Origin of the sequence: uncultured Prevotella sp., assembly GCF_946407605.1 — a bacterium.
Lineage (GTDB): Bacteria > Bacteroidota > Bacteroidia > Bacteroidales > Bacteroidaceae > Prevotella.
Map to the genome: position 1 here is coordinate 17,700 of NZ_CAMJOS010000023.1, position 25,024 is coordinate 42,723.

A 25,024-nucleotide genomic window follows, 5' to 3' on the forward strand; every position below is an offset into this window, starting at 1 on the left:
GGCGCTTATTTTTTAATACCCAGCATTTATTTACCTGAGACTATCTTCTTGATGTCATTAAGCTTGTTGAGGGCTTCGAGGGGCGTGAGGTTGTTGACGTCAAGGCCAAGGATTTCATCGCGAACCTGACAAAGTACGGGGTCGTCGAGCTGGAAGAAAGAGAGTTGCATACCCTCGCGAGAAGCGGCGATCTCTGCTGTGGGCTTCCCTACTCCACCCACCTGGGCGTTCTCGCTCTCCAACTGCTTCAGAATCACGTTAGCACGCTTTACGATAGAGCGAGGCATACCTGCAATCTCTGCCACATGGATACCAAAGGAGTGCTCAGAGCCACCACGCTCCAGTTTACGCAGGAATATCACCTTTCCGTCAACCTCTTTTACGCTGACGTTATAGTTCTTGATGCGAGAGAAGTTCTTCTCCATCTCGTTCAACTCATGATAGTGCGTAGCAAAGAGTGTACGAGGATGGCCCTTCGCATTCTCGTGGAGATACTCCACAATCGCCCAGGCGATAGAAATACCATCATAAGTAGAGGTGCCTCGACCTAACTCATCGAAGAGCACTAAAGAACGAGAAGACACATTATTCAGGATGTTCGAAGCCTCTGTCATCTCCACCATAAACGTTGATTCACCCAATGAAATGTTATCGCTGGCTCCCACGCGAGTGAATATTTTGTCCACCAGACCGATTCTCGCGGCTTCTGCGGGCACGAAACAGCCTATCTGGGCGAGTAGTACTATCAACGCCGTTTGACGCAACAGCGCCGATTTACCAGCCATATTCGGACCTGTGATAATGATGATTTGCTGTCGTTCATTATCAAGGACTATATCGTTGGGCACATAATGCTCCTCGATAGGCAGTTCCTTTTCGATGACAGGATGGCGGCCCTGCTTGATGTCGATGACCTCAGAGGTATCGATGACAGGACGGATATAATGGTTCTCCTCTGCCGCTTTGGCAAACGACAGCAGACAGTCCAGATGAGCAATGATATTGGCGTTGATCTGAATCTGCGGAATAAACTCCTGCATGCCCAGTATCAGGTCGTTGAAGAGCTTGGCTTCAAGAGACAGGATACGGTCTTCCGCACCCAGAATCTTCTCTTCGTATTCCTTCAACTCCTGTGTGATATAGCGCTCTGCCTGTGCCAGCGTCTGCTTTCGAACCCACTCGGCAGGCACTTGGTCCTTGTAAGTGTTTCTGACCTCCAGATAATAGCCAAACACGTTGTTATAGCCTATCTTCAGCGACGAGATTCCTGTCTGTTCTGCCTCACGTTCCTGAATCTTCAGCAGGTAGTCTTTTCCGCTATAGGCAATCTGTCGCAACTCGTCGAGCTCGTCATTCACGCCGTTGCGAATTACCCCACCCTTCTGCACCAACTGTGGTGGATCGTTCTGTATTTCCTTTTCTATGCGGTCTCTCAGCGACTCACAGAGATTCAGCTGTTCCCCTACCCTTTTCAGCGCCTCGTTGTTGGCATAGAGACAAGCCGTCTTGATGGGCTGAATGGCCTGCAGGGCCGTCTTCAGCTGCACCACTTCTCGTGGCGATACACGTCCCACAGCCACCTTCGAGATGATACGCTCCAAGTCGCCAATACGATGAATCTGCTCGTCTATGCATTGGCGGAAATCAGGCTCGCGGTAGTAATACTCCACGATATCCAGACGTTCGTTGATGGGCTTCTCGTCCTTGAGAGGAAAGACCACCCAGCGGCGCAGCAAGCGACCACCCATAGGCGACACCGTTTTATCGATGACGTCGAGCAGCGATTTGCCGTCTTCCTGCATGGGATAAACCAATTCCAGCGAACGGATAGTAAACTTATCCAGACGCACATACTTATCCTCTTCGATGCGAGAGATAGATGTGATATGCCCTATCTGTGTGTGCTGCGTCTGCTCAAGATACTGCAGGATGGCCCCAGCAGCAATCACGCCGCTCTGCAGATGATCTACGCCAAAGCCCTTCAGGTTCTTTACGCGGAAGTGCTTCAGCAACTTCTGACGCGCTGTCTGGTCAGTATATACCCAGTCGTCGAGCTGGAAGGTAAAGAAGCGGTTGCCAAACTTCTGTTCGAAGTCCTGCTTACGACCCCGTTCGAAGAGCACTTCCTTGGGTTGAAAGTTCCCCAAAAGCTTCTCCACATAGTCAGCTGTACCCTCGCCTGTCAGGAACTCGCCAGTAGAGATATCGAGGAAGGCCACACCAAAGGCAGATTTGCCGAAATGCACGCTGGCTAGGAAGTTGTTCTCCTTGTAATTCAGCACGTTATCCGACATTGCCACACCTGGCGTCACCAACTCCGTGATGCCTCGCTTCACCAGTTTCTTCGTCAGTTTTGGGTCCTCCAGCTGGTCGCAGATAGCCACACGCTTACCTGCTCTGATCAACTTTGGCAGATAGGTATCCAGCGCATGATGAGGAAAGCCCGCCATCTCATCGCCCAGGCCGCCAGCGCCATTATTTCGATGCGTTAGCGTGATACCCAGGATGCGAGAGGCCGTTATGGCATCTTCGCAGTAGGTCTCATAGAAGTCGCCACACCTGAACAGCATGACTGCATCCGGGTGTTTCGCCTTCAAATCGAAAAACTGCTTCATCATCGGGGTCAGTTCCCCATCTTTCTTCGCCATAACTTCATAATATTTAAAAACTGACCGCAAAGTTACAAAAAAAACGAGAGAAAAACAAAAGGAAAACTTGTTTTTTCTTCTTTTTTCGAGTACTAAACTTGCTCATTGGAAAAGCGGACATCCACTTTTGAAAACACAAGTGTTCGTTTGCCTAAAAAATTTGCGCCCTAACTAGAAAAAATTTTTTCCCAACTAGGGAAATAAAATTCTCTAGTTAAGCGGCAAAAAACAGAAAAGACGTTTGAGGCGCTTGAGGCGCCCTTTTTGGAAAAAGAAAAGCGGGCCCTGCTGGACCCGCTATTCTAAATGGCTATTTATATGAAATCACTTCACAACTTTCTTGCCATTGATGATGTACAGACCCTTCTTGGTTGCCATCACGCGCTGGCCCTGCAGGTTGTAGATAGCATCGCTCTTCAAGGCGTCTGCCTTCATGCTGCTGATGTTGTTTGCACCTGTGGTGAAGTCAATCAGGTTCATCTGGATGGTCTCCTTGTAGACAGAGCCCATACCCGTAAGGGTATAAATCTCGCCAACCTCCAGAGCGTCTGTGTTGACACCAAACTGGTTGTAAACAGCCATAGAATCGCTACCCACAACGAACTTCAGGTTCTTGTTGTCGATGCTAACGAATTCGGCGTTGTTAATCTGGATGTAGGCATTGACATTGTCGGCTAACTGACTGACAGTAATGGTCTTAGGAGCTACTGCTACGCTATCCTGAACCTTCACTTCCATATCGGTGAATGAGAACTCAGGCAGGTTGTTGTAGCGATAGAGCTTGCCCCAGAAAGCACCCAGCTTACCTTCGCCCAGATCACCGTTGATGACGTGACCCTGAGCCAGGTTCTGCTTGTTGGTACCATAGAACAGCATGTTGTTGGTACCGTCAGTCAGGTAGATGTATTTGCCGCTTGCAAAGGTAACGGTGTTATTTACAGGCACGAGGCTCTCGCTAACAAACCAGTAAGAAGCGTACTCGCCACCATTGTCCCACTTGGGATTACTGCTGGTGCAATCCTCTACGAGAGAAGACAGTAACAGATAGCCTTTGTAGATGGTCAGCGTATAGCTCTTGGTGCTGGGCTTGTAGGTAGCATCGCCTTCGAAGTCGGCTCTTACAGTAACCTGACCCTGAACACCATTCTGAATCACAATATCGTTGCCAGAAATCTTTGCCAGCGAATCGCTGCTCAGCGTCCATGTAACTGCTGCGCCAGCAATAACGTCATCGCCAGCCTTCACAATAGCGGTGGGCAGACTGATTTTCTCGTCCTTGCCACAGGTAGCGCGATCCTCGTAACCCTCAGCAAACTCAATGGTAGAAGCAGTACGGTTGTCAGAACCATCGCTAACAGTTACTACGATGCTCTTAAACTGAGTATTTCCTGCTATCGTAATCACCACCGAAGCGGTATTACCTTCCCAACCATCACCACTCAGCGAACCTTCATTGGCTGTGTTGTTAGTATTCCACTTACCCTGATTAAAAACCATTTTAGTAATGGCCTGTCCTGCGGGAGCAGTAATAGTCAACGTACCGCTATACATACGCAAACGAGGTGAATTGTTCCAAATACGATTGGCATTCTTGTTTCCCTCAGCGGCAGCAGAAACTGTCAGCGACACACCATTCAAGACTGTGGTAGTGTCATTTAAAAAGTCACCATCATGAGAATCGTTAGACGAAACACCAGGAAGGGTGGGGAAGAGCTCTTGATAATTGTTATCAAAATCGAAGGTAACTTCCTCAGCCCAGCCGCAGATGCTCATCATCGCGACAAATAGTAAAGTAAAAACTTTCTTCATAAGCATTTTTGTATTTGTTGTTAATGTATAATTTCGACCGCAAAATTAATGAATAAAAATGATACGACAAAGAAAAAACGTCTAAAAGATTTTATTTTCATTTTTTATTCGTAACTTTGCAGCCTAAATTAATAGGAACACGAATAAAAAACAAGATACAATGGATTACAATTTCAGAGACATCGAACAGAAATGGCAAAAGCGATGGGTGGAAATGCAGACCTATCGAGTGAAGGAAGACGCATCGAAGAAGAAGTTCTACGTGCTAAATATGTTCCCTTATCCCAGTGGTGCAGGCCTGCATGTGGGCCATCCGTTGGGCTATATTGCCAGCGATATCTATGCCCGCTACAAGCGTCAGCAGGGCTATAACGTGCTGAATCCCATGGGATATGATGCTTACGGACTGCCCGCAGAGCAGTATGCCATCCAGACGGGTCAGCATCCTGAGAAGACAACAGTAGAAAACATCAACCGTTATCGCAGTCAGCTGGATAAGATTGGTTTCTGCTTCGACTGGGAGCGCGAGGTTCGTACTTGCGATCCTATCTACTACAAGTGGACTCAGTGGGCATTCCAGCGTATGTTTAAGAGCTACTTCTCTACCGCATCGCACAAGGCTCAGCCAACTATCAAGCTGATTGAGCACTTCGAACTGATGGGTACTGAGGATTGTCACGCTCTGGGTACTGAGGAACTGCACTTTACTGCTGCTGAATGGAACGCATTCTCTGAGAAGAAGAAGCAGGAGGTGCTGATGAACTATCGTATAGCCTATCTGGCCGACACAATGGTTAACTGGTGTCCAAAGCTTGGAACTGTATTGGCCAACGATGAGGTAGTAGACGGTGTAAGTGTTCGTGGCGGCTATCCTGTAGTACAGAAGAAGATGCGCCAGTGGTGTCTGCGTGTATCGGCTTACGCACAGAGACTGCTCGACGGACTTGAGGATATCGACTGGACCGACTCTCTGAAGGAAACCCAGCGCAACTGGATTGGTCGCTCAGAAGGTACAGAGGTTGAGTTTAATGTAGCCGACTCAGACAAGCACTTCACCATCTTCACTACTCGTGCTGATACTATGTTTGGTGTAACATTCATGGTACTGGCTCCTGAGAGCGACCTGGTAGCAGAACTTACTACTCCTGAGCAGAAGGCTGAGGTAGACAAGTATCTGGACTATGTGAAGAAGCGCACAGAGCGCGATCGCCAGATGGACCACAAGGTAACAGGTGTGTTCTCTGGTAGCTATGCTATCAATCCATTTACAGACGAGAAGATCCCCATCTGGATTGCAGAATATGTCCTTGCAGGCTATGGTACTGGTGCTATTATGGCTGTGCCTGCTCACGACTCTCGTGACTACGCCTTCGCCAAGCATTTTAATCTTCCCATCATCCCTCTGATTGAGGGTGCTGACGTCAGCGAAGAGAGCTACGATGCCAAGGAGGGTATCGTCTGTAACTCTTCGTCAGCCAAGTTCAGTCTGAATGGTCTGACTGTCAAGGAAGCTATCGCCGCCACCAAGAAATATGTGACTGAGCAGGGCTTGGGTCGTGTGAAGGTGAACTACCGTCTGCGCGACGCCATCTTCTCTCGCCAGCGCTACTGGGGTGAGCCGTTCCCTGTTTACTACAAGGACGATATGCCTTATATGATTCCAAAGGAGTGTCTGCCTCTGGAGTTGCCTGAGATTGACGAGTACAAGCCCACAGAGACTGGCGAACCCCCATTGGGTCGTGCTAAGAAATGGGCTTGGGACACCAAGACAGATAGCGTAGTCGATAAGTCGCTGATTGACAACAAGACCGTCTTCCCCTTGGAGCTCAACACAATGCCTGGTTTCGCTGGTTCAAGTGCTTACTATCTGCGCTATATGGACCCCAAGAACGAGAAGGCTCTGGTTGACAAGGATGTTGATGAGTACTGGCGCAACGTGGACCTCTATGTTGGTGGTACTGAGCACGCTACTGGTCACCTCATCTACAGCCGTTTCTGGAACAAGTTCCTCTATGATTCTGGTTACAGCTGCGAGGATGAGCCCTTCAAGAAGCTGGTGAACCAGGGTATGATTCAGGGTCGCTCTAACTTCGTCTATCGTATCGAAGACGAGGGTGCCGACAAGGGTAAGTTCGTCAGCTTCGGCCTGAAGGATAAGTACACCACCACACCAATCCACGTGGATGTCAACATCGTCAGTGCTGACGTTCTCGACATCGAGGCCTTCAAGGCTTGGCGTCCTGAGTACAACAACGCCGAGTTTATCCTTGAGAATGGTCAGTACAAGTGCGGCTGGGCCATCGAGAAGATGTCGAAGTCGATGTTCAATGTGGTGAATCCAGATATGATTGTAGAGAAGTATGGTGCTGACACACTGCGTCTCTACGAGATGTTCCTGGGTCCTGTTGAGCAGAGTAAGCCTTGGGATACCAACGGCATCGACGGCTGCCACCGCTTCCTGAAGAAGTTCTGGAACCTCTGTTCTGCTTATTGCTGTGGCACAGCAACAGACTCGACAGCAACGCCAGAGAACCTGAAGAGCGTACACAAGCTTATCAAGAAGGTATCGCAGGACATCGAGACCTTCAGCTATAATACCTCTATTTCTGCATTTATGATCTGCGTTAACGAGCTCTCGCAGCAGAAGTGCAAGAACAAGGAGATGCTGAAGACCCTCGTCATCCTTATTGCTCCTTTTGCTCCTCATATCGCTGAGGAACTCTGGGAGATGATGGGCGAGCAGGGTAGTGTCTGCGACTCACAGTGGCCCACATGGAATGAAGAATACCTGGTAGAGAGCAGCGTGAAGATGGGTGTGGCCTTCAATGGTAAGACTCGCTTTGAAATAGAGTTGGCTGCCGATGCCGACAATGCTGCCATCGAACAGCTGGTTCGCAGCGATGAGCGTACTGCTAAGTACTTGGAAGACAAGCAGATAGTAAAGGTTATCATCGTCCCGAAACGTATGGTGAACATCGTCATCAAATAACAAATGATGAACATTAATCATAAACTCATCATGAACGAGGTTGAAGATTATTTCTTCATCACCCTCGGACTGGTGCTCTACACCATCGCCTTCACCGTCTTTCTGATGCCTTATCAGATTGTGGCAGGAGGCGTAACGGGTCTGTCGGCTATCATCTACTATGCCACAGGATTCCATCTGGAGAACACCTACATCATCATCAACGGCATTCTGCTGTTGGTGGCGCTGAAGATTCTGGGCTTCAAGTTCATGCTGAAGACCATCTTTGCCATCTTCGCCCTCTACTTCATGTTGATGTTTGCCCAGGAGATTATTCCCAAGCAGGACAACGGACTGCCTATCAAGTTGCTGGGCGAAGGGCAGGACTTCATGTCGATGATTATAGGCTGTGTTATCACAGGTATCGCCCTGGCCACCGTCTTTCTGCACAACGGCTCTACGGGTGGTACTGATATCATTGCTGCATCAGTAAACAAATACCACAACGTGTCGCTGGGCTCCGTACTGATTACTGCTGACTTCTGCATCATCGGCTCCTGTATGTTCTTCCCACAGTTTGGCGATTACATCGAGAGAGCCCATAAGGTGATGTTCGGTTTCTGCGTGATGGCCCTTGAGAACTTCGTGCTCGACTATGTAATGAATGCACGTCGCGAGTCCGTACAGTTCCTTATCTTCACGCGAAAATGGCAGGAGATAGCCAATGCCATCGGCACTCAGATGCATCATGGCGTCACCATCCTCGATGGTCACGGATGGTATACAGGACAGGAAATCAAGGTGCTGTGTATCCTGGCCAAGAAGAACGAGAGCATCATTATCTTCCGACTTATCAAGATGATCGACCCTCAGGCCTTCGTATCGCAGAGTGCCGTTATTGGTGTCTATGGAGAAGGCTTCGACGAGATGAAAGTCAAGATCAAGGAGAATAAGAAGAAAGAAGAAGTAAAGGAGATAGAGGAAGATAAAGGAAAGTAGAAGATATGAAGATAGTATTCGCAACCAACAATCTGCACAAACTACAGGAAGTACGCCAGATTCTGGGCGATAGCTTTGAAGTGCTGTCGCTGAAGGATATTGGCTGCGATGTAGACATCCCTGAAACAGGACAGACGCTTGAGGAGAATGCCCTGCAGAAGGCTCGTTACGTCTACGACAACTATCACATTGACTGCTTTGCCGATGATACTGGTCTGGAAGTAGAGGCCCTGAATGGGGCGCCTGGCGTCTATAGTGCCCGCTATGCCGCAATGGAGCCTACTGGGTCTACTGATAGTCCCAAAAGTCACGATAGCGAAGCCAATATGGCGCGTCTGCTACGTGAGTTGTCAGATAAAGACAATCGCAAGGCCCGTTTCCGTACTGTCATCGCCCTCATTCAGAAAAAGGATGTCTGTCCCTGTGGCTGTACCAGCATCAAACAGGAACATCTCTTCGATGGCATTGTCAAAGGCGAGATAACAACAGAGCGGAGTGGGGTAGAGGGCTTCGGCTATGACCCTATTTTCCGTCCAGAAGGCTATGACCAAACCTTTGCTGAGATGAATGCTGAACAGAAGAACAGCATTAGTCATCGCGGACGAGCCACAGCAAAACTCGCAGAATATCTCCTTAAATAAGTATATGGTATGAAGAGACTGGCCCTGATATTACTTCTTATTGCGCAATTATCAATTTTCAATTCTCAATTGTCAATTGCGCAGATAGGCACTTGGCGTGCTTATATGTCATATTATGAGCCGCAACAGATTGTAAAGGCTGGTGCTAATACGCTTTTTGTGCGAGCCTCAAACAGCCTCTATAGTTATAATCTCAACGACCATTCTATCACTACCTTCGACAACGTAAATACACTTAGTGATACCTATATCTCACAGATTGCCTGGAACCAGAAAGTAAAACGGTTGATGGTGGTCTATGAGAGTACAAATATCGACTTACTTGACTTGGATGGCGACGTCACCAACATCAGTTCTTACTATTCCAAGTCGATGACGAAGGACAAGACTGTCAATAACATCTATATCTATAACGAATTTGCCTATCTTTGCACAGGTTTCGGTATCGTGAAAATCAATATGGATAGGGCAGAAATTAGTGAGTCGTACATCTTAGATCAGAATATTAATGCAATAGTCATAGACAATAAGACCATCTATGCACGAAATAAGCAAGGAGTGGTTTATAAGGCTACTTTGACTGACAATCTCATTGATAAAACAAATTGGCAAACAACAACAACTTATCCTGAATTCACTACCGATAATACTGATTGGGATACCTATCAGCCTGTTGTTGCAACGCTCAAACCAGATGGACCAAAATACAATTACTTTGGTTTTATGAGCTTTGATAATGGCATATTATATACTGTTGGTGGTGGATGGAAAGACGGAAGCGAGTTTTTGCGTCCTTTCTGTGCGCAAATCCTCAAAGACGGCAATAAGTGGACATCATTAGATAAGAATGATATTACTCCCCTTACTGGTACCAGACTGACTGATGCCACTTCTATAGCTGTTGATCCCTCTAATCCCAATCATTATTTTGTAACTACTTGTGGAACGGGCCTTTACGAATTTCTGAATGGAAAGATGGTCCAAAACTTTACCTCCACAAATAGTCCTATCGTCTCCGCTTTAGACGAAAAAGATGCAAATGCTGCAAACTACGTTCGTCTTGATGGTCTGTTCTTTGATCATCTAAACAATGTTTGGATGTCAAACAGTAGTTCTAAAGCTAAAACACCTCTATTAAAATATAATCCCACTTCTAATGAATGGGAAGGTTACGATAACTCAGAGCTTTTCTATCAGAACTCACCTTTACGTATCATTCGTGGTGCTATTTTTGATAATAATGGAAATGCCTGGATGGTAAACGATCACCATAATCATCCCTGTGTAATAAGACTAAATCCAGAAACAGAAGCATTTACACGATACGAGAACTTTACTAATCAAGACGGCATTTCATATGGTCTGAACTATGTACATTGTATTGCACAGGATTTGGACAAAAACATTTGGATAGGTTCCGAACAGGGATTGTTTCTTTACGATAGTCAACAACAAGAAAACAACACCTTAGGCTTTACACAAGTAAAAGTACCACGTAATGATGGTACTGATTACGCTGACTATCTCATGACAGGCGTCAATATTACCTGTATTGCCATTGATGGTGGTAATCGCAAATGGGTTGGTACTGATGGTAATGGTGTGTATCTTATCAGCGCTGATAACATGGAACAGATTCATCATTTTACTATTAATAATAGTCCTCTCCTGTCAGATATTATTGAATCTATTGCCATTAATGACAATACAGGAGAGGTGTTTTTCGGAACAAAGAATGGACTTTGTTCATATATGAGTGATGCTACGAATAGCGCTACTGAAATGACAAAAGACGACGTCTATGCTTATCCTAATCCTGTAGAACCTGGATACACAGGCCTTATAACCGTCGTAGGACTGTCGTTTGATGCAGACGTGAAGATTCTTACCAGCAGTGGTCGTTTAGTGGCTCAGAGACGTTCTAATGGCGGCACATTCACTTGGGACGGATGTGACCAACAAGGTAAACGAGTGGCTAGTGGCATCTATATGATAGCTACAGCCACCAGCAATGGCTCAGATGGAATAGTAGGAAAAATTGCTGTTATAAGATAAATCAATAATAAGGAAAAAATGAAACATGGATTCTTATTATACCTATGTCTTATATTCAATTTTTATCCATTAATGGCTGAACCTGTTGATTCTGCCTTTATAGAACAATTAGGATTACCCATTCTTTCTATTCATACTATTGACAATGCTATACCAACATGTGACTATATCTGGGCACCAGAAGGAGAGTATGGCATTAGTACTACAAACAAAACAAAAGTTCCAGGACGTATCATTTTATCCTTACATGACAGTATTCTATTTGATAGTGGCAATTATCAAAAAGACACAGCAGGAATGACTATAAGAATACGTGGAAACACCAGCGCCTATTACAGTTCTAAAAAGCCATATAAAATCAAGTTAGAAAAGAAAGCTGATCTTCTTTGTCGTCATGATCAAAGGTATAACGACAAGAACTGGTTACTATTGGATCAAGGAGGTGACAACCTAAAATGGACTATTGGATTCAAGCTTAACGATATCTTAAATCTTGGTGGCTGGACACCCAACTATATGTATGTTAATCTCTTCTTCAATGGAGATTATCATGGCATCTATATGCTTGTAGAATCAGTAAAAAGGAATGCTGACTGTCGTATTAACGTAGAAAAGAATTCTGGTTTCATTATTGAACGAGATGCCTATTGGTGGAATGAACCAATATACTTTAAATCTACAACAGACAAAGGATATACTTTTAAATATCCTGATGAGCCTACAACAGGACGAATCGATACTATTTGCAGTATTATAAACGATGTTGAAACGTCTATAGAAACAGGTCATTATAATGAATACATTGATATTCCATCGTTTGCCAAATGGTTATTGGCTCAAGATATATTAGGTAATAAAGATGGTGGTGGAACCAATATCTTTATGACTAAATACAATATGGACTCTGACTCAAAAGTCACAATGAGTACGCTTTGGGATTTTGATTCATCATTCAGAACATCAAATGAATGGTCTCAGATTCACAATAATAAATCATTCTTCTATTATCCATCGCTTTTCAATAGTCCTGACAATACATTTGTTCTTTTCTACAAACAGCTATGGAGAGAAAAAGGAGATAGTATCATACAATCTCTCATTGATTATATTGATGATTTTGGGCATTCACAATTAGCTTATCATTTGCAGCAATCAAGAAAGTTTGATGGAGAAAAATGGAATTATCCACCTGATTCTGTTCAACAAAACATAAGTGAAGCCATAGAATGGTTTACTGCTAGAAAACAATGGATAGATGATAATATAGAAACTATCAATGATTATTCTATTATTGAAAACCATACTTATTCAAATCATCATAACAATCAACTCTATAACTTAGAAGGTCATATTGTAACAAAGCCCAAAAAGGGTATTTACATTAAAAACGGACAAAAAATAATTATCAGATAATTGAGATGTCGATAAAGAATAAAATAACGCTGTTCACTGATAAGACCTTCATGAAATTCGTGATGGTAGGTATTGTCAACACCATTGTTGGCACAACTATCATGTTTGTATTCTATAATGTCTTTCACTTGAATTACTGGGTCTCATCTGCTTCTAATTATTTCTTTGGCAGCATCTGCAGTTATTTTCTCAATAAACACTTCACATTCCAGTATCATGAAAAGGGCTGGTCGTCGCTACTTCGATTTACCATAAACATATTAACTTGTTATCTGCTGGCTTATGGCATAGCAAAACCATTAATGCAATGGATACTTTCTGACTTCAATAAAACCATACAAGAAAACGTATCAATGGCGTTAGGTATGTGTCTTTTCGTGGTATTTAATTATTTAGGACAAAGATTCTTTGCTTTCAAAAAGAAATAAAAATGCTGGAGCTTAACTCAACTCCAGCATTCTTTCTATTGGTTTTACAGCTTCTTTTGCTATCTTAGGATCAACTTCTACCTGAGGCCATTCGTACTTCAATGTATTGTAAATCTTCAGAAGTGTGTTCATCTTCATATATTGACACTCATTGCACGAACATTCTAAGCCGCTCTCGCTTATTTCTGGCGGCACAGGGATGAATTCTTTATCAGGACAGGTACGTTGCATCTCATGCAGTATTCCGGCCTCTGTAGCCACTATATAGCGTTTTTTATCACTTTTCTGTGTATATTGCAACATCGTTGCAGTTGATCCCTTTACTTCAGCTATTGCAAGAACAGGACCTTTACACTCTAAATGAGCCATTACCACAGCATCAGGATATTGCTTCTTCAATTCCAATATCTTATTGACTGAAAAACGTTCATGAACATGACAACCACCATTCCACAGCAGCATGTTTCTGCCTGTTACCTCATTGATATAATTACCAAGATTATAGTCAGGACCAAAGATAAATTTACCGTCTTTTGGTAACTGATCCACTACTTTCTTCGCATTACCACTGGTTACTACCACATCAGTTAATGCTTTCACAGCAGCTGTTGTATTAACATAAGAGATGACCTGATAGCCAGGATGCTCTTCCTTATATTTCTTCAAATCCTCAGCCTTACAACTGTCAGCCAAGGAACAGCCAGCATTCAAGTCAGGACAAAGCACCATCTTTTCTGGTGAAAGCAACTTACAGGTCTCTGCCATGAAATGTACACCACACATCACCATTATCTTTGCATCCGTCTCTGCTGCCTTACGAGCCAGAGCTAATGAGTCGCCTACAAAATCGGCTACGTCCTGAATATCACCAATGGTATAGTAGTGTGCTAAGATAATAGCACCTTTCTCTTTACATAATCTACGAATCTCAGCCTTCAAGTCAATACCTTCAGCTACCGGTTCATCGATATAACCTTGTTTTGTCCATTCAGTTTTCAACATCACATTTTTATTTTTTTATTTTTTCTTTTTCTTTAAAAATAGAAGATAAGTAGGATGATATGCCGTTGATAATTGCAAAACTTACATCAATTTTTCTTGCTCATTCCGTTATACCTATGTGAATATAGTTTGTCCACACTGACTGTTTATTCTTTCTTGTTGATAATGAGACGAGTTTGTACTTTATCCACAATTTCTATTTCTGGTGCAAAATTACTAAGTTTATATCTTTTTTCAGCAAAAAACAGTGGAAAACTTCAAAAAAAGGCGTTAATAAACATGTTAATATCCACTATGATGATGGAAGGGTGTTATAATTACATGGTTATTCTTGAGTTATTAACAAGGTTATCCACATACTTATCCACAATATTTTTAAGGTTTGAGGTTTGAGGTTTAATAATTATTTGTACCTTTGCAGACAAAATGAGAAAATTACGTACTATAGAGATGAACCGCCTATCGGTGGAAGAGTTTCACCAGGCTGAGAAGACTCCATTAATAGTGGTATTAGATGATGTACGTTCCATGCATAACGTAGGAAGTGTATTTCGTACTGCTGATGCTTTTCGTTTGGAGGCTGTCTATCTGTGTGGCATCACAGGCTGTCCACCTCATAACGAGATTCATAAGACAGCTCTTGGAGCCGAGGATAGTGTGGAATGGCGTTACTTTAAAACGGCTTTAGAGGCTGTTGAAGAACTGAAGGGTAGGGGAGTAACGGTATTAAGCGTTGAGCAGGCTGTGGATTCAACAAAACTTCCCCAGTTCCAACCAGAACCAGGGAAGTCGTACGCTATTATTATGGGTAACGAAGTGAAGGGTGTCCATCAAGAGGTTATCGATGCCTCAGATGGTTGTTTAGAGATTCCGCAGTTTGGTACCAAGCACTCTATGAATGTGTCAGTCACTGCAGGCATCGTCATCTATCACTTCGTCCTTCATTCACTCTTCGACTGAGAAGTCGCTTTTACCTACTCCACAGATGGGGCACACCCAATCATCGGGAATATCTTCAAATGCTGTTCCTGGGGCAATACCACTGTCAGGATCACCTGCTGCGGGGTCATATACATAGCCGCAAACATCACATACATACTTCTTCATAATACAAGTTGTTTTAGGGGTTAATAATTTTGGTAATTTTCTCTAATATCATCTCTGGCTTAATATCTGTCATACAACGGAAGTCGCCATGAATACAAGGTTTCTGACCATAGATGCTACATGGACGGCAGTCCATATTCAACTGCACAACATTCTCTCTATTCTGGTTCCAGCCTAAGAATCCTGCCATAGGATGAGTAGCACCCCATATTGATACAACAGGTGTAGCTGTCAGCGATGCTAAGTGCATATTGGCAGAATCCATAGACACCATCACATCCAGATGACTCATCAGTATCAGTTCCTGTTCCATCGTATCCAGATGCCAACTCACACAAGTGCATTGAGGCATCAGCTGTTCCCATTTCGGAAATACTTCTTCCTCTTCTTTTCCTCTACCAAACAGGAAGATACGGGCTTTGGGATAGCGTTTAGTCAACTCACTAATCACTTCCTGCATCTGTTCCTTTGGATAGATTTTGCCTTTATGAGCTGCAAATGGTGCTACACCAATCCATTTCTCTCCTTCGCCTTTCATTCCTATCTGTTCTGGTAACTCATGCAAATTGCCGCCTCCTGATGGGAATATGGACTTGAAATCAATATGATCAATAGGAAATCCTAATTTGGCAAAGACCTCTATATAGTTTTCAAAGGATGTAGGCAACTGTTGTCGTACCTTTTTATTCTTGCTAACCAACTGGCGACGCATCTTGCGATGTTTGTCGATATGTGACACTTTGAAGTGGCTCATATTGAAACGCATTCGCAAATACTTAGAACGAAGCACCGAATGAAGGTCGGCCACATGAGTGAACTGCTTAGCAGCCAAACGACGGTAGAGCGTATTCAGACCCTTGATGCCATGATATTCGCCCTTCAGGTCGGCTTCCATGAAGTTCACGTTAGGTGCTAGATTCTCAAAGAAGGAACGTGCAAAAGCGCGACTCAACACAGTAATCCTTACATCAGGATATTGACGAGCCACAGCCCAGACAATGGGTACCGTCATTGCAACGTCACCCAAGGCAGAGAATCGTATGACTAAGATATGCTGATGCTTCACCCCTTTTTTACCTTTTTACTTTTTATAAAGTACTGGATTCGTGCTTGGGTCGTTATACATCTTCATCTGTCTGTATACCTTCATCACCTTACGACCAGTCTGATAGTCATCGAGGAGCTGGTCGATAGCAGTAGAGAGGTCTACACGCTGTTCTAACAGCACATCGAGCTTCAGTTTGCAGCGAGTAAGATGCTCTTCAGAGGCATCTTTACGTTCTGCCTGTTCTTTCATGTGCCATATTTTCAGTTCCAGGATAGACAAACGGTCCACGGCCCATGCAGGACTTTCTGTATTCAGACGTGCATCAGCCTGAACCTTCACCTCACTGAACTGCTGACGGAAATAACTATCAATTTCCTCAACCAAGTCGGTACGGTCCTGATTAGAATGGTCAATGCGACGTTTCAGTTGTAATGCCTCAGCCAAGTCAATGTGAGGGTCACGAATCAAATCCTCCAAATGCCATTGTACAGTATCAATCCAACATTTCATATAGAGTTTATACTCAATACTATCCCTGTCGTAGGGATTATTTACTGGAGTATCTACATGGTCAGTCAGGTGATAGTCACGAATAGCCTGTTGGAAAATTTTTGTAGCTTCTTGTGTAAAAGTCATATAATATTGTGATCTGTATTTTCTTTTCAATCTGCAAATTTACACAGACTTTCTGAATTAACCAACGTTTTTACTGCAAATTTTGTTATTTTATTGATTTTATTCCTTCTTTAGTCGAATGACGCGACTGGCAAACTGCCGTCCTAATGTAGCATCGATACCTGTCTCCATCAGGAATTTACCACTAAAGGTCTTGCCCTCAAAATAGTGACTGCGTTCAGCGCACTCAAACTCGTTGAGGCGATAGGTAGCGTTTGGATCCAGGCCGGCCATATGCCAACGCGGTGTCTCCAAGCCGATGTAGTTCTCGAACTTATAGCAGAAGAACACAGCTTCGCTCTTATCTTCTGTGACGAACATTTCACTGCAGAAACCCTTATTATCATAAGGTGAGAGCAGTCGATACTGGTCGCCCAGCTGGATGATGGGACGAATCTCCTTATAGAATGCCACTGCTTTCTTGGCATATTCGCGTTCACGTTCATTCAGGTCGCTGGGTTTCATCTCCATACCTAAGCGTCCAGTCATAGCTACGTCGAAGCGGAACTTCAAGGGAATGATGCGACCCGTCTGATGGTTAGGCGAGGCACTCACATGCTGAGCCATAGCCAGGGTGGGGAAGAAATGACTGGTGCCCCATTGGATGAAGAGGCGCTGTTGGGCATCAGTATCGTCAGAAACCCAGAACTCGTCGAAGTAGGGTAGGGCACCCCAGTTCACACGTCCACCACCGCTAGAGCAGAGTTGGATAACGAGGTTAGGATAAGCCTGACGGATGCGCTCCAGAGCCTTCCGCAGTCCTAGGTGATAGTCCACAAAGAGGTGGCTCTGCTTGTCGGCAGTGAGATAGCTGCTGCCAAAGTTCTGCATCGACATGTTGCAGTCCCATTTAATATAATGTAAGGTGGGATTCTCCTTCATCAGATTGTCTACGATGCTGACGACGAAGTCTTGCACCTTAGGATTAGAGAGGTCGAGTACCAATTGGGTGCCACCACGACCCATCGACAGCTCACGAGTGGGATGAGCCACCACCCAGTCGGGATGTGCCTCAAAGAGCTCACTCTGACTGTTGGTCATCTCAGGCTCAATCCAGATGCCGAACTTCAATCCGCGATCCTCAGCAGCCTTCAGCAAGGCAGGCACACCATTGGGCAGTTTCTGGGTGTCAGTCATCCAGTCGCCTAAGGCCTTTGAATCGTTAGTACGACGATACTTACGACCAAACCAGCCATCATCGACCACAAAGAGTTCGCCACCCAGGTCTTTTATGCCGTCCATCATCTGCTCGCACACCTCTTGATTGACATCCATATAAACACCTTCCCATGAGTTCAGCAGAATCTCACGAAGTGCTTTGCCATTATGCAACTGTCCGTTGCGACCCCAGCGATGGAAAGCGCGACTCACGCCACCCTTACCCTCTTCGCTATAAGCAAGTGCCAACACAGGAGTAGTAAATGTCTCACCAGGTTTCAAAGTATAGGCAGTATGCAGGTCGTCGATACCAGCAAGGAGTGTGTGACGATACTTTCCACGAGTCTCGATGCGCAGCTTGTAGTTGCCTGTCCAACAGAGGGCAGCACCAATCACTCGTCCGCTGTTCTCTTGAGGCTTACCGTCAAGCGATATCATCACCTCGGCTCTGTCATCCATAGCCGTGCGTACACCATCATGGTTCACAATTACCTTCAGACCTGCAGTAAGAGGCTCTTCAGTCATACCAGCCTCCTGACCCCAAGCACCATGAAAGTGAGTAAGCCAAGCACCTTCCTGACGAAGGGTCATCACACCGCTGGCATACTGCTCCAACTTGATAGGCTTTTTCTCACCATTACGAATCACCGTCCAAGTCTCAATCACATCACTCTTATCATTGGCTTTATAATAAAGGTCTACGAAGAAGTCGTATTTCTTATCTTTCAAGGTGATGATGGTCTGGTCTCCCTCCTGTCTGCTACCTGTCACCACCAGCTCTGTCGACATGTTACCATCAGCATGGGTCACACTCAAAGCCGTTTCGTCGAAACTGTCGCGGCCAAAGGCAGGATAGGCGTCGTAGTTGATGCTCATAGCATCATATACTTCGTGGGCCTGTTCAGCCTTCAAGCGCGAACCATAATAATGAATACGAGGCGTCTGTCCCTCATTCACGGCAAGCATCAGCGTGGTTTTGGGAGTATTCACAAACACATCTTTGGCATTGACAACATGACACATTGTTAACATAAGAACAGAAAGTAGTAATTGTTTCATAAGGGTTGGTAATTTTTTGTTTATTTGTTGGCAAAATTAGCAAACTATCTCCACAATCCATCGTAAGAGTATAGGACGATGAATAGCATTTAATATAAATTAACAATTAAATCGTAAAGGTTCATATATTTTTTCTTACTTTTGCAAACAAATATAGAAAATAATTAGCGACTTAAAACGATTTAGACTATGATTAAGTATTTCAGATTAAGCCTCGCAGCGCTGGCGCTGTCGATGGTAAGTGTTGGCTTTGTGGCTTGTGGTGACGATGATGACCCTGCCTCAGAGAAAGTTGATCCAAGTAAGCCAGATAACCCTGTTGATCCTGTGACACCTGACAAGGGTGATGCTATGACGCAGGCAGAGCAGAAGGAATATCTGCAGCAAGTGGCCCGTGAGTTTATGGATTTGACACCTGCTTCCGACTTCAGGGAGTTGGTAAACCTGGGTAAGCATATCAAAGAGACTTACGGTGGAAAAAACTATGACTGGGACAATGTTGGCAAATGGGCAGAGGATATCGTTAATGCATCAAGGAATGCTTTAGGAACAACAGACAGAGTCAATATCAGTGACTATAGAACAAATGTCTATGAGAACTATAAGGCTATCCTGATTGCCTCTAACTTCTATTCTCACTTTACAGCAAGTAATGGCAGTTGGGTGCGTTCTGATGCCAGCGACCTTCAGTTCATCTTCAAAGACCAGAACGGTAAGCAATGTGTATTGAAGGTTGAGACCAGTGGCAACTCGAAAGACCTCTATGCATTTAATGTCTATGATAGGACAAAGGAAGACTACGACTATAATAATGGTTCCTACACATACATCAGATATTACGACAGAACGAAGTGCATCATTCGTGTGCCAGAGAATATCAATGTGACTTTGACTCAGGCAGGTGCTCAGGTATTGAAGATTGCTGTGAAGATAGATCTCGGCTCTATAACCAATGAGGAGTTCGACTTCAGCAAGGACAACCTGAATGTCAGCACAGTGGTTGAGCTCAACAATGGCTATAAGGCAAACCTCTCCAATGTTACCTATCAGGGCAATTCAAAGGTAGCTGTCGTATTTGAGCTGTCTAAGAACGGCAAATCGCTCGTTTCTTTGTCAGCTGCTTCTGACGTGAGTGGTATTCCTTCTGTCAATCTTGGTGCATTCAGCGAGAAGGAATTCGATAAGGACAATTACTATACTGATGACGCAAATGCCAAGAATGCTGTGGTCAAGGTCGATATTTTGGGTAAGGTTCAGGTTCAGGGCACTTGCAGCGATGTCAAGAAGTTTGCTGAATATATCAAGAAGGCTGATGACGCTGAATACGAGGAGAGCAATTTCAAGTCGTATATTAACCAGGCAAACGGTCTGATGGATCTCAATGTGTTCTATGACAACAACGCCGTAAAACAGGCTACTATTAAGTTGGAGCCTTTCCAGAAGACCAAGTACGATGGTCGCGTAAAGTGGACTTCAGAGCCTGTGATGGTATTCTACGATGGTTCTTCTTACAGCACCTTCAGCGCCTTCTTCAACGAAAGCGACTTCAAGGCAGTCATCGACGATTTCAACAAGCTGATTGAAAAGTATAAGGACTTGGTTGAATAATATAGTTTGATAATTAGATACATATTAATACTATTCTGCGCTTTCCCCGTTTCCTTGTTTGCCCAGGAATCGGGGAAAGTGTGGAATTTGTCACTTGATACTGTTGTCGTCAGAGGCAACACCTACTCTCGTGCTGTCAGGAATCGTGCTGACGGCTCTTTTGTATGGGATATGCAGATGATGGATTATTTGCCAAAGATTCTAGGCAATGCCGACCCTTTGCATTATGCCCAAATGCTGCCAGGCATCCAGACCAATAACGAGATGAAAAGTGGCATCAACATTCAGGGTTGCGACAATTCCCATAACATGCTGTCCATAGGTGGCGTACCTATTTATAATGTAAGCCATCTGCTGGGATTCTTCTCAACCTTCAACCCTTCGCATTATCCTACTTTCACCCTCCACCAGAATGCGCCGCTTAGCATTGGCAGAATAGGCGGCCAGCTGAATATGGACTTAAACGAACAGGTGGTCGACACAATGAGTGGAGAGGTTTCTGTGGGATTGATTTCATCGCAAGGCACCCTGCGACTGCCTATCAGCAAAAACACCTCACTCACAGCATCTCTTCGCGGCTCCTATATCAACATGCTTTATAGCAAATGGCTGCAAGCCGACGACCAGCAAATCAAGTATTCGTTCTACGATGTCAACGCTACGCTGACCCATAGGATAGACAGCCAAAACATGCTCTTTGCCGATTTCTACATGGGTCATGATGACATATCGTTTAGTGAGAGTAATTATTACGCGAAGATGAAGGATTTCTGGGGCAACACGATGGGCGCTCTCCATTGGGTGCACCAACAGCCACAGGGCTTTCGCATGAAGCATTCTCTCTATGTTACCTCCTATGCCAACGAGTTTAAGATGGACCTTCAGGATGCGCACTTCCAGTTGCCTTCCAGCATAACTGACTATGGTTATCAGTCGCGTTTCGAGTGGAAGCGTTGGGAGGCAGGCCTTCAGACGCTGTGGCACAACATCCAGCCTCAGGAACTGGAGTCAAGTGGTACTTTCAACGTCACATCAGGCCGAATGTCTCGTACTCATTCTTTCGAGGCAGCAGTCCATCTTGGCTACACACAGCCTCTACTCTCTAATCTCTCGCTGTTTGGCGGTTTGAGGGCAAGCCTCTATCAGCAGGATGATTATCATTTCAAGGCCCTCGACCCACAAGTCAACCTTCAACTTTCAACTCTCAACTTTCAATTGATACTCGACTATGCCTTGCGCCATCAGTATCTGTTCCAGACGGGCTTTTCCAATATAGGTCTGCCTTCAGAATTCTGGATGTCGGCCAGCGAGAAAATGGTTCCTCAGTATGCTCACGAATGGTCTTTGTCAGCAGCATCCTACCTCTTTAATCGCCAATACAGGCTGTCAGCCGATATTTTCTATAAAAAACTTTATCATCAATTGGAATATAGCGGCTCTGTGCTCGACTTCATAAACTCTACCTATAACATAGAGCGACAGCTGCTGCATGGTGATGGACGAAACTATGGCTTTTGTTTGATGCTTAACAAATGCAGTGGCCCGCTGACAGGCTGGGTTAGCTATACCTATACCAATGCCAAGCGATCATTCAGCGCAGTACAGCCTGGCGACTATCCTGCCAGCCATGAGCGACCCCATGAGTTCAATGCTGTTGCCACCTATGCGCTGAACAGCCATTGGAGCTTTGGCGCCACCTTCGTCTATGCTTCTGGCACGCCTTTCACGGCGCCTGTCAGCATCAGCTTTATCGACAATAACCTGATGATGAAATATGGGCCCTATAACAGCAGCCGACTGAAGCCTTATAAGCGTCTCGACCTCTCTGCCAATTACAAGTGGAAGAGCCGAATGTTTCGTGAAAACGGCATCAACCTCTCTGTCTATAACGCCATTGCCCAGAGCAACGAGTTGTTCTATTATATCAAAAGTCGTAAAGACGGCTCCTTTGCCTATCGTCCTGTAACGTTTATGCTTAGGATCATGCCTTCTATCAGTTATTTCTGTAAATTCTGAATCATGAGAAAAGTCTTCTACATTCTCCTGCTGTTTGCCTTCGTTTTCGTAGCCTGCGATGATGAATTCGGCATCAAGAGCCAGTCGTCCGACCTTGTTGTTGAGGGCTGGATTCAGAACAACCAGTTTCCTGTGGTTATCCTGACCAGAACACTACCTGTCACCTCAGAGTTTCAGGAAATGGACAATCTGGAAGACTATATCGTGAATTGGGCGAAAGTCTCTATAACTGACGGCACAGACACCGTTGTGCTGACAGGCAAGTACGATGAGGACTATTTCCCACCTTATATATATACTACTGGCAGAATGAGGGGCGAGACGGGTAAGAGCTATAAGCTGATGGTGGACTATAAAGACTTTCATGCCTCAGCCGTTACAACGATTCCTCCCACTCCTCAGCTTGATTCTTTCAAAGTGGAACGTGTGCCTGATGTGGATTCGCTCTATAGAATCAAGGTCTACTTTACTGACAATCCCAATGAGAAGAACTACTATCAGCTCTTTACCAGGGTGGGCACTAAGCATATTCAGTACACAGCATCCTATCTGGGCAGTATCAACGATGAGGTCATCGGCGAGCACACGGAGGTGATGGTTTATAACGGACATCGCCTCGACACCAAGAACTATTCGCCTTATTTTGCTGCCAACGATACGGTAGCCGTAAAATTGGCCCAAGTCAATAGGGAGGGATACTTGTTCTGGGATCAGTACACCAAGACCCAGTCGCTCTCCACAAACATGTTCCTGTCAACAGTTGCCGATATCCCTTCGAATATTTCAGGCGGCATCGGCTATTGGAACGGCTATGGGGCAGTGGAGCTTTTTTTCGTCATGTCTGACTATTGTCAACCTGAATAGGGATAGCGAGCGATTTTTCCCTGCCTGGGATTTTTTTGCTCCCTGCCTGGGAAAATAAAATTCCCTAACTGGGAATGAATAGCGTCAAAGCGATGTCGTGATAAATAAGTAGGGGATGCACCAAGAAGATGCATCCCCCACTTTATAGCGTCAAACACTCCAATTTACTTGATTGTGACTTTCTCTATGACATAGGCGTTACCAACGACTCCAAGTCCTTGTTCGTTGAGATAGTCGAGATTGGTAACTTCGTATTCCATCTTGCCCTCGCCTTCAGGCAAATCTTGGCGACAGCCACCTTCTGCATCCCATTTAACACCAGAATTGATGTCATTCCACCATGAAGTGGCAATAGCACCTGCTGCGCCAGCATCAGCTACGTAATACACGGTGATAACTGTGCCGACCTTGATGCCCAGACTGGGAATATCTTCTTTTTCCCAGGTGATGGCATTCCATGCGAGTTTCTCCGATGGTCCCTCATAGATAACAGTCTCTGCAGGCTCTTCTATGGTAATCTTCTCAACCACGAAGTTGTTACCAACCACTCCAAGTCCTTGCTCTTCCAAATATTGAGTAGTAGTGACGGTATAGGTCATGACACTCTCTCCCTGGGGCAAACTCTGCTTACAGCCGCCTTCTGCATCCCATTTAACACCAGAATTGATGTCATTCCACCATGAAGTAGCGATAGCACCTTCTGCACCTTCGTCTGCAGTCACATATACGGTAATTATCATACCAGGCTTGATGCCCAGACTAGGAATATCTTCTTTTCCCCAGGTGATGGCATTCCATGCGAGTTTCTCAGAAGGACCTGTATAGATTACCTTTTCACCAGAATACTGAGGATTGGTGTTCAGCTCAATCTCGCCAGCATCAAAGACATAGCCTTCGGCATCAACCAGTTGCAGCGTATAGACTCCGTCTGACAGATCGGGAACGGTATATTCCACACAGTCCTCTCCTTCGTTATAGGTAGCATCTACGGTTTGAGTACCAATAATAACCTTGGTCACCTTGGAGATGTTCTTACCATGCAGCTGAGCCACAGAGCCTTGCTTGACCAGACGGTCGTGGATGTCCTTGCCTGCTACAGGGTCATCGTTGCAAAGCGTGACGGAAATCTTGCGGGTACGAGAGGTTTCCTTTCCCTTGGTCGTTGTAGCAACGATTTTCAAGAGGTGTTCACCAACAGGAAGAGGTCCATAGTTGATGGTCTTTCCCTCAGCCACCTGTACATCATCAATAAACCATGTAACGGTAGTATAGTGAGCAGGTGTAACAATGGCCTCATAGACAAAGTTCTCCTTACGGGTAATCGTTGTCAGCACAGGGGGCTCACCATTTTTCCATTCTTCGTTGGTTACCAAGTCAGAATTCAGGATGACAGGATAGTCATCTTCGTTGGCAGTGAAGAAGGGGTCGTTGTCAGAAGAACAACTGCTGAGCATGACACCCACGGGAAGAGCAAGCACTGCCATGAGTACAAGGCTCTTAATATGTAGAATCATAGATTTATTCAT

Annotated in this window: 18 protein-coding genes; 10 read left to right on the plus strand and 8 right to left on the minus strand. The window is 44.9% G+C overall.

What is annotated here, in order from left to right; translation table 11 throughout:
* Positions 1–26: 26 nt before the first annotated feature.
* Complete coding sequence (mutS, locus tag Q0R57_RS10230) at positions 27–2,648, minus strand: DNA mismatch repair protein MutS (RefSeq protein WP_294747007.1); 2,622 nt, start codon at positions 2,646–2,648, stop codon at positions 27–29.
* 324 nt (positions 2,649–2,972) lie between these two features.
* The gene (locus tag Q0R57_RS10235; RefSeq protein ID WP_294747010.1) at positions 2,973–4,457 is read right to left on the minus strand and encodes a hypothetical protein; all 1,485 of its coding nucleotides are present in this window, start codon (positions 4,455–4,457) and stop codon (positions 2,973–2,975) included.
* Positions 4,458–4,617: 160 nt separating this feature from the next.
* Here Q0R57_RS10235 and leuS point away from each other — a divergent pair, with 160 nt between their 5' ends.
* The 6 genes from leuS (at position 4,618) to Q0R57_RS14760 (ending at position 12,961) form a co-directional block, all read left to right on the plus strand.
* Positions 4,618–7,446, plus strand: a complete 2,829-nt coding sequence (leuS, locus tag Q0R57_RS10240) for a leucine--tRNA ligase (RefSeq protein WP_294747013.1) — start codon at positions 4,618–4,620, stop codon at positions 7,444–7,446.
* A gap of 6 nt (positions 7,447–7,452) precedes the next feature.
* On the plus strand, positions 7,453–8,424 hold the full coding sequence (locus Q0R57_RS10245; protein WP_294747067.1) for a YitT family protein: 972 nt from the start codon (positions 7,453–7,455) through the stop codon (positions 8,422–8,424).
* Between the two features lie 5 nt (positions 8,425–8,429).
* On the plus strand, positions 8,430–9,065 hold the full coding sequence (locus Q0R57_RS10250; protein ID WP_294747017.1) for a non-canonical purine NTP diphosphatase: 636 nt from the start codon (positions 8,430–8,432) through the stop codon (positions 9,063–9,065).
* Between the two features lie 9 nt (positions 9,066–9,074).
* Positions 9,075–11,120, plus strand: a complete 2,046-nt coding sequence (locus Q0R57_RS10255) for a Por secretion system protein (RefSeq protein ID WP_294747018.1) — start codon at positions 9,075–9,077, stop codon at positions 11,118–11,120.
* A gap of 18 nt (positions 11,121–11,138) precedes the next feature.
* On the plus strand, positions 11,139–12,533 hold the full coding sequence (locus tag Q0R57_RS10260; RefSeq protein WP_294747021.1) for a CotH kinase family protein: 1,395 nt from the start codon (positions 11,139–11,141) through the stop codon (positions 12,531–12,533).
* 62 nt (positions 12,534–12,595) lie between these two features.
* The gene (locus Q0R57_RS14760) at positions 12,596–12,961 is read left to right on the plus strand and encodes a GtrA family protein (RefSeq protein WP_366516849.1); all 366 of its coding nucleotides are present in this window, start codon (positions 12,596–12,598) and stop codon (positions 12,959–12,961) included.
* Positions 12,962–12,973: 12 nt separating this feature from the next.
* Here the strand turns inward: Q0R57_RS14760 and nadA are convergent, their stop codons facing one another.
* The gene (gene nadA / locus Q0R57_RS10265; RefSeq protein ID WP_294747069.1) at positions 12,974–13,963 is read right to left on the minus strand and encodes a quinolinate synthase NadA; all 990 of its coding nucleotides are present in this window, start codon (positions 13,961–13,963) and stop codon (positions 12,974–12,976) included.
* A gap of 426 nt (positions 13,964–14,389) precedes the next feature.
* Here nadA and Q0R57_RS10270 point away from each other — a divergent pair, with 426 nt between their 5' ends.
* Positions 14,390–14,923, plus strand: coding sequence for an RNA methyltransferase (locus tag Q0R57_RS10270; RefSeq protein WP_294747024.1), 534 nt, complete (start codon positions 14,390–14,392; stop codon positions 14,921–14,923).
* Here Q0R57_RS10270 and rd read toward each other — a convergent pair.
* The 4 genes from rd to Q0R57_RS10290 all read right to left on the minus strand — a co-directional run bounded on the left by rd (position 14,909) and on the right by Q0R57_RS10290 (position 19,010).
* On the minus strand, positions 14,909–15,070 hold the full coding sequence (gene rd / locus Q0R57_RS10275; protein ID WP_294747026.1) for a rubredoxin: 162 nt from the start codon (positions 15,068–15,070) through the stop codon (positions 14,909–14,911). The two genes, Q0R57_RS10270 and rd, sit on opposite strands and share 15 nt — an antisense overlap.
* Before the next feature lie 13 nt (positions 15,071–15,083).
* The gene (locus tag Q0R57_RS10280) at positions 15,084–16,136 is read right to left on the minus strand and encodes a glycosyltransferase family 9 protein (protein ID WP_294747029.1); all 1,053 of its coding nucleotides are present in this window, start codon (positions 16,134–16,136) and stop codon (positions 15,084–15,086) included.
* A 15-nt stretch (positions 16,137–16,151) separates the two neighbouring features.
* Positions 16,152–16,754: a DUF4254 domain-containing protein gene (locus tag Q0R57_RS10285; RefSeq protein ID WP_294747032.1), complete on the minus strand. Its 603-nt coding sequence runs from the start codon at positions 16,752–16,754 to the stop codon at positions 16,152–16,154.
* A gap of 99 nt (positions 16,755–16,853) precedes the next feature.
* A complete protein-coding gene (locus tag Q0R57_RS10290; protein ID WP_294747034.1) occupies positions 16,854–19,010 on the minus strand; it encodes an alpha-galactosidase in 2,157 nt (718 codons plus the stop codon).
* A 189-nt stretch (positions 19,011–19,199) separates the two neighbouring features.
* On the opposite strand from Q0R57_RS10290, the gene Q0R57_RS10295 reads away from it, so the two are divergent.
* From Q0R57_RS10295 to Q0R57_RS10305, 3 genes are all read left to right on the plus strand, one after another.
* The gene (locus Q0R57_RS10295) at positions 19,200–20,618 is read left to right on the plus strand and encodes a hypothetical protein (RefSeq protein ID WP_294747037.1); all 1,419 of its coding nucleotides are present in this window, start codon (positions 19,200–19,202) and stop codon (positions 20,616–20,618) included.
* A gap of 78 nt (positions 20,619–20,696) precedes the next feature.
* Complete coding sequence (locus Q0R57_RS10300) at positions 20,697–22,634, plus strand: TonB-dependent receptor (protein ID WP_294747040.1); 1,938 nt, start codon at positions 20,697–20,699, stop codon at positions 22,632–22,634.
* A 3-nt stretch (positions 22,635–22,637) separates the two neighbouring features.
* Positions 22,638–23,498, plus strand: coding sequence for a DUF4249 domain-containing protein (locus Q0R57_RS10305; protein ID WP_294747043.1), 861 nt, complete (start codon positions 22,638–22,640; stop codon positions 23,496–23,498).
* 164 nt (positions 23,499–23,662) lie between these two features.
* Here the strand turns inward: Q0R57_RS10305 and Q0R57_RS10310 are convergent, their stop codons facing one another.
* The gene (locus tag Q0R57_RS10310) at positions 23,663–25,024 is read right to left on the minus strand and encodes a hypothetical protein (protein ID WP_294747046.1); all 1,362 of its coding nucleotides are present in this window, start codon (positions 25,022–25,024) and stop codon (positions 23,663–23,665) included.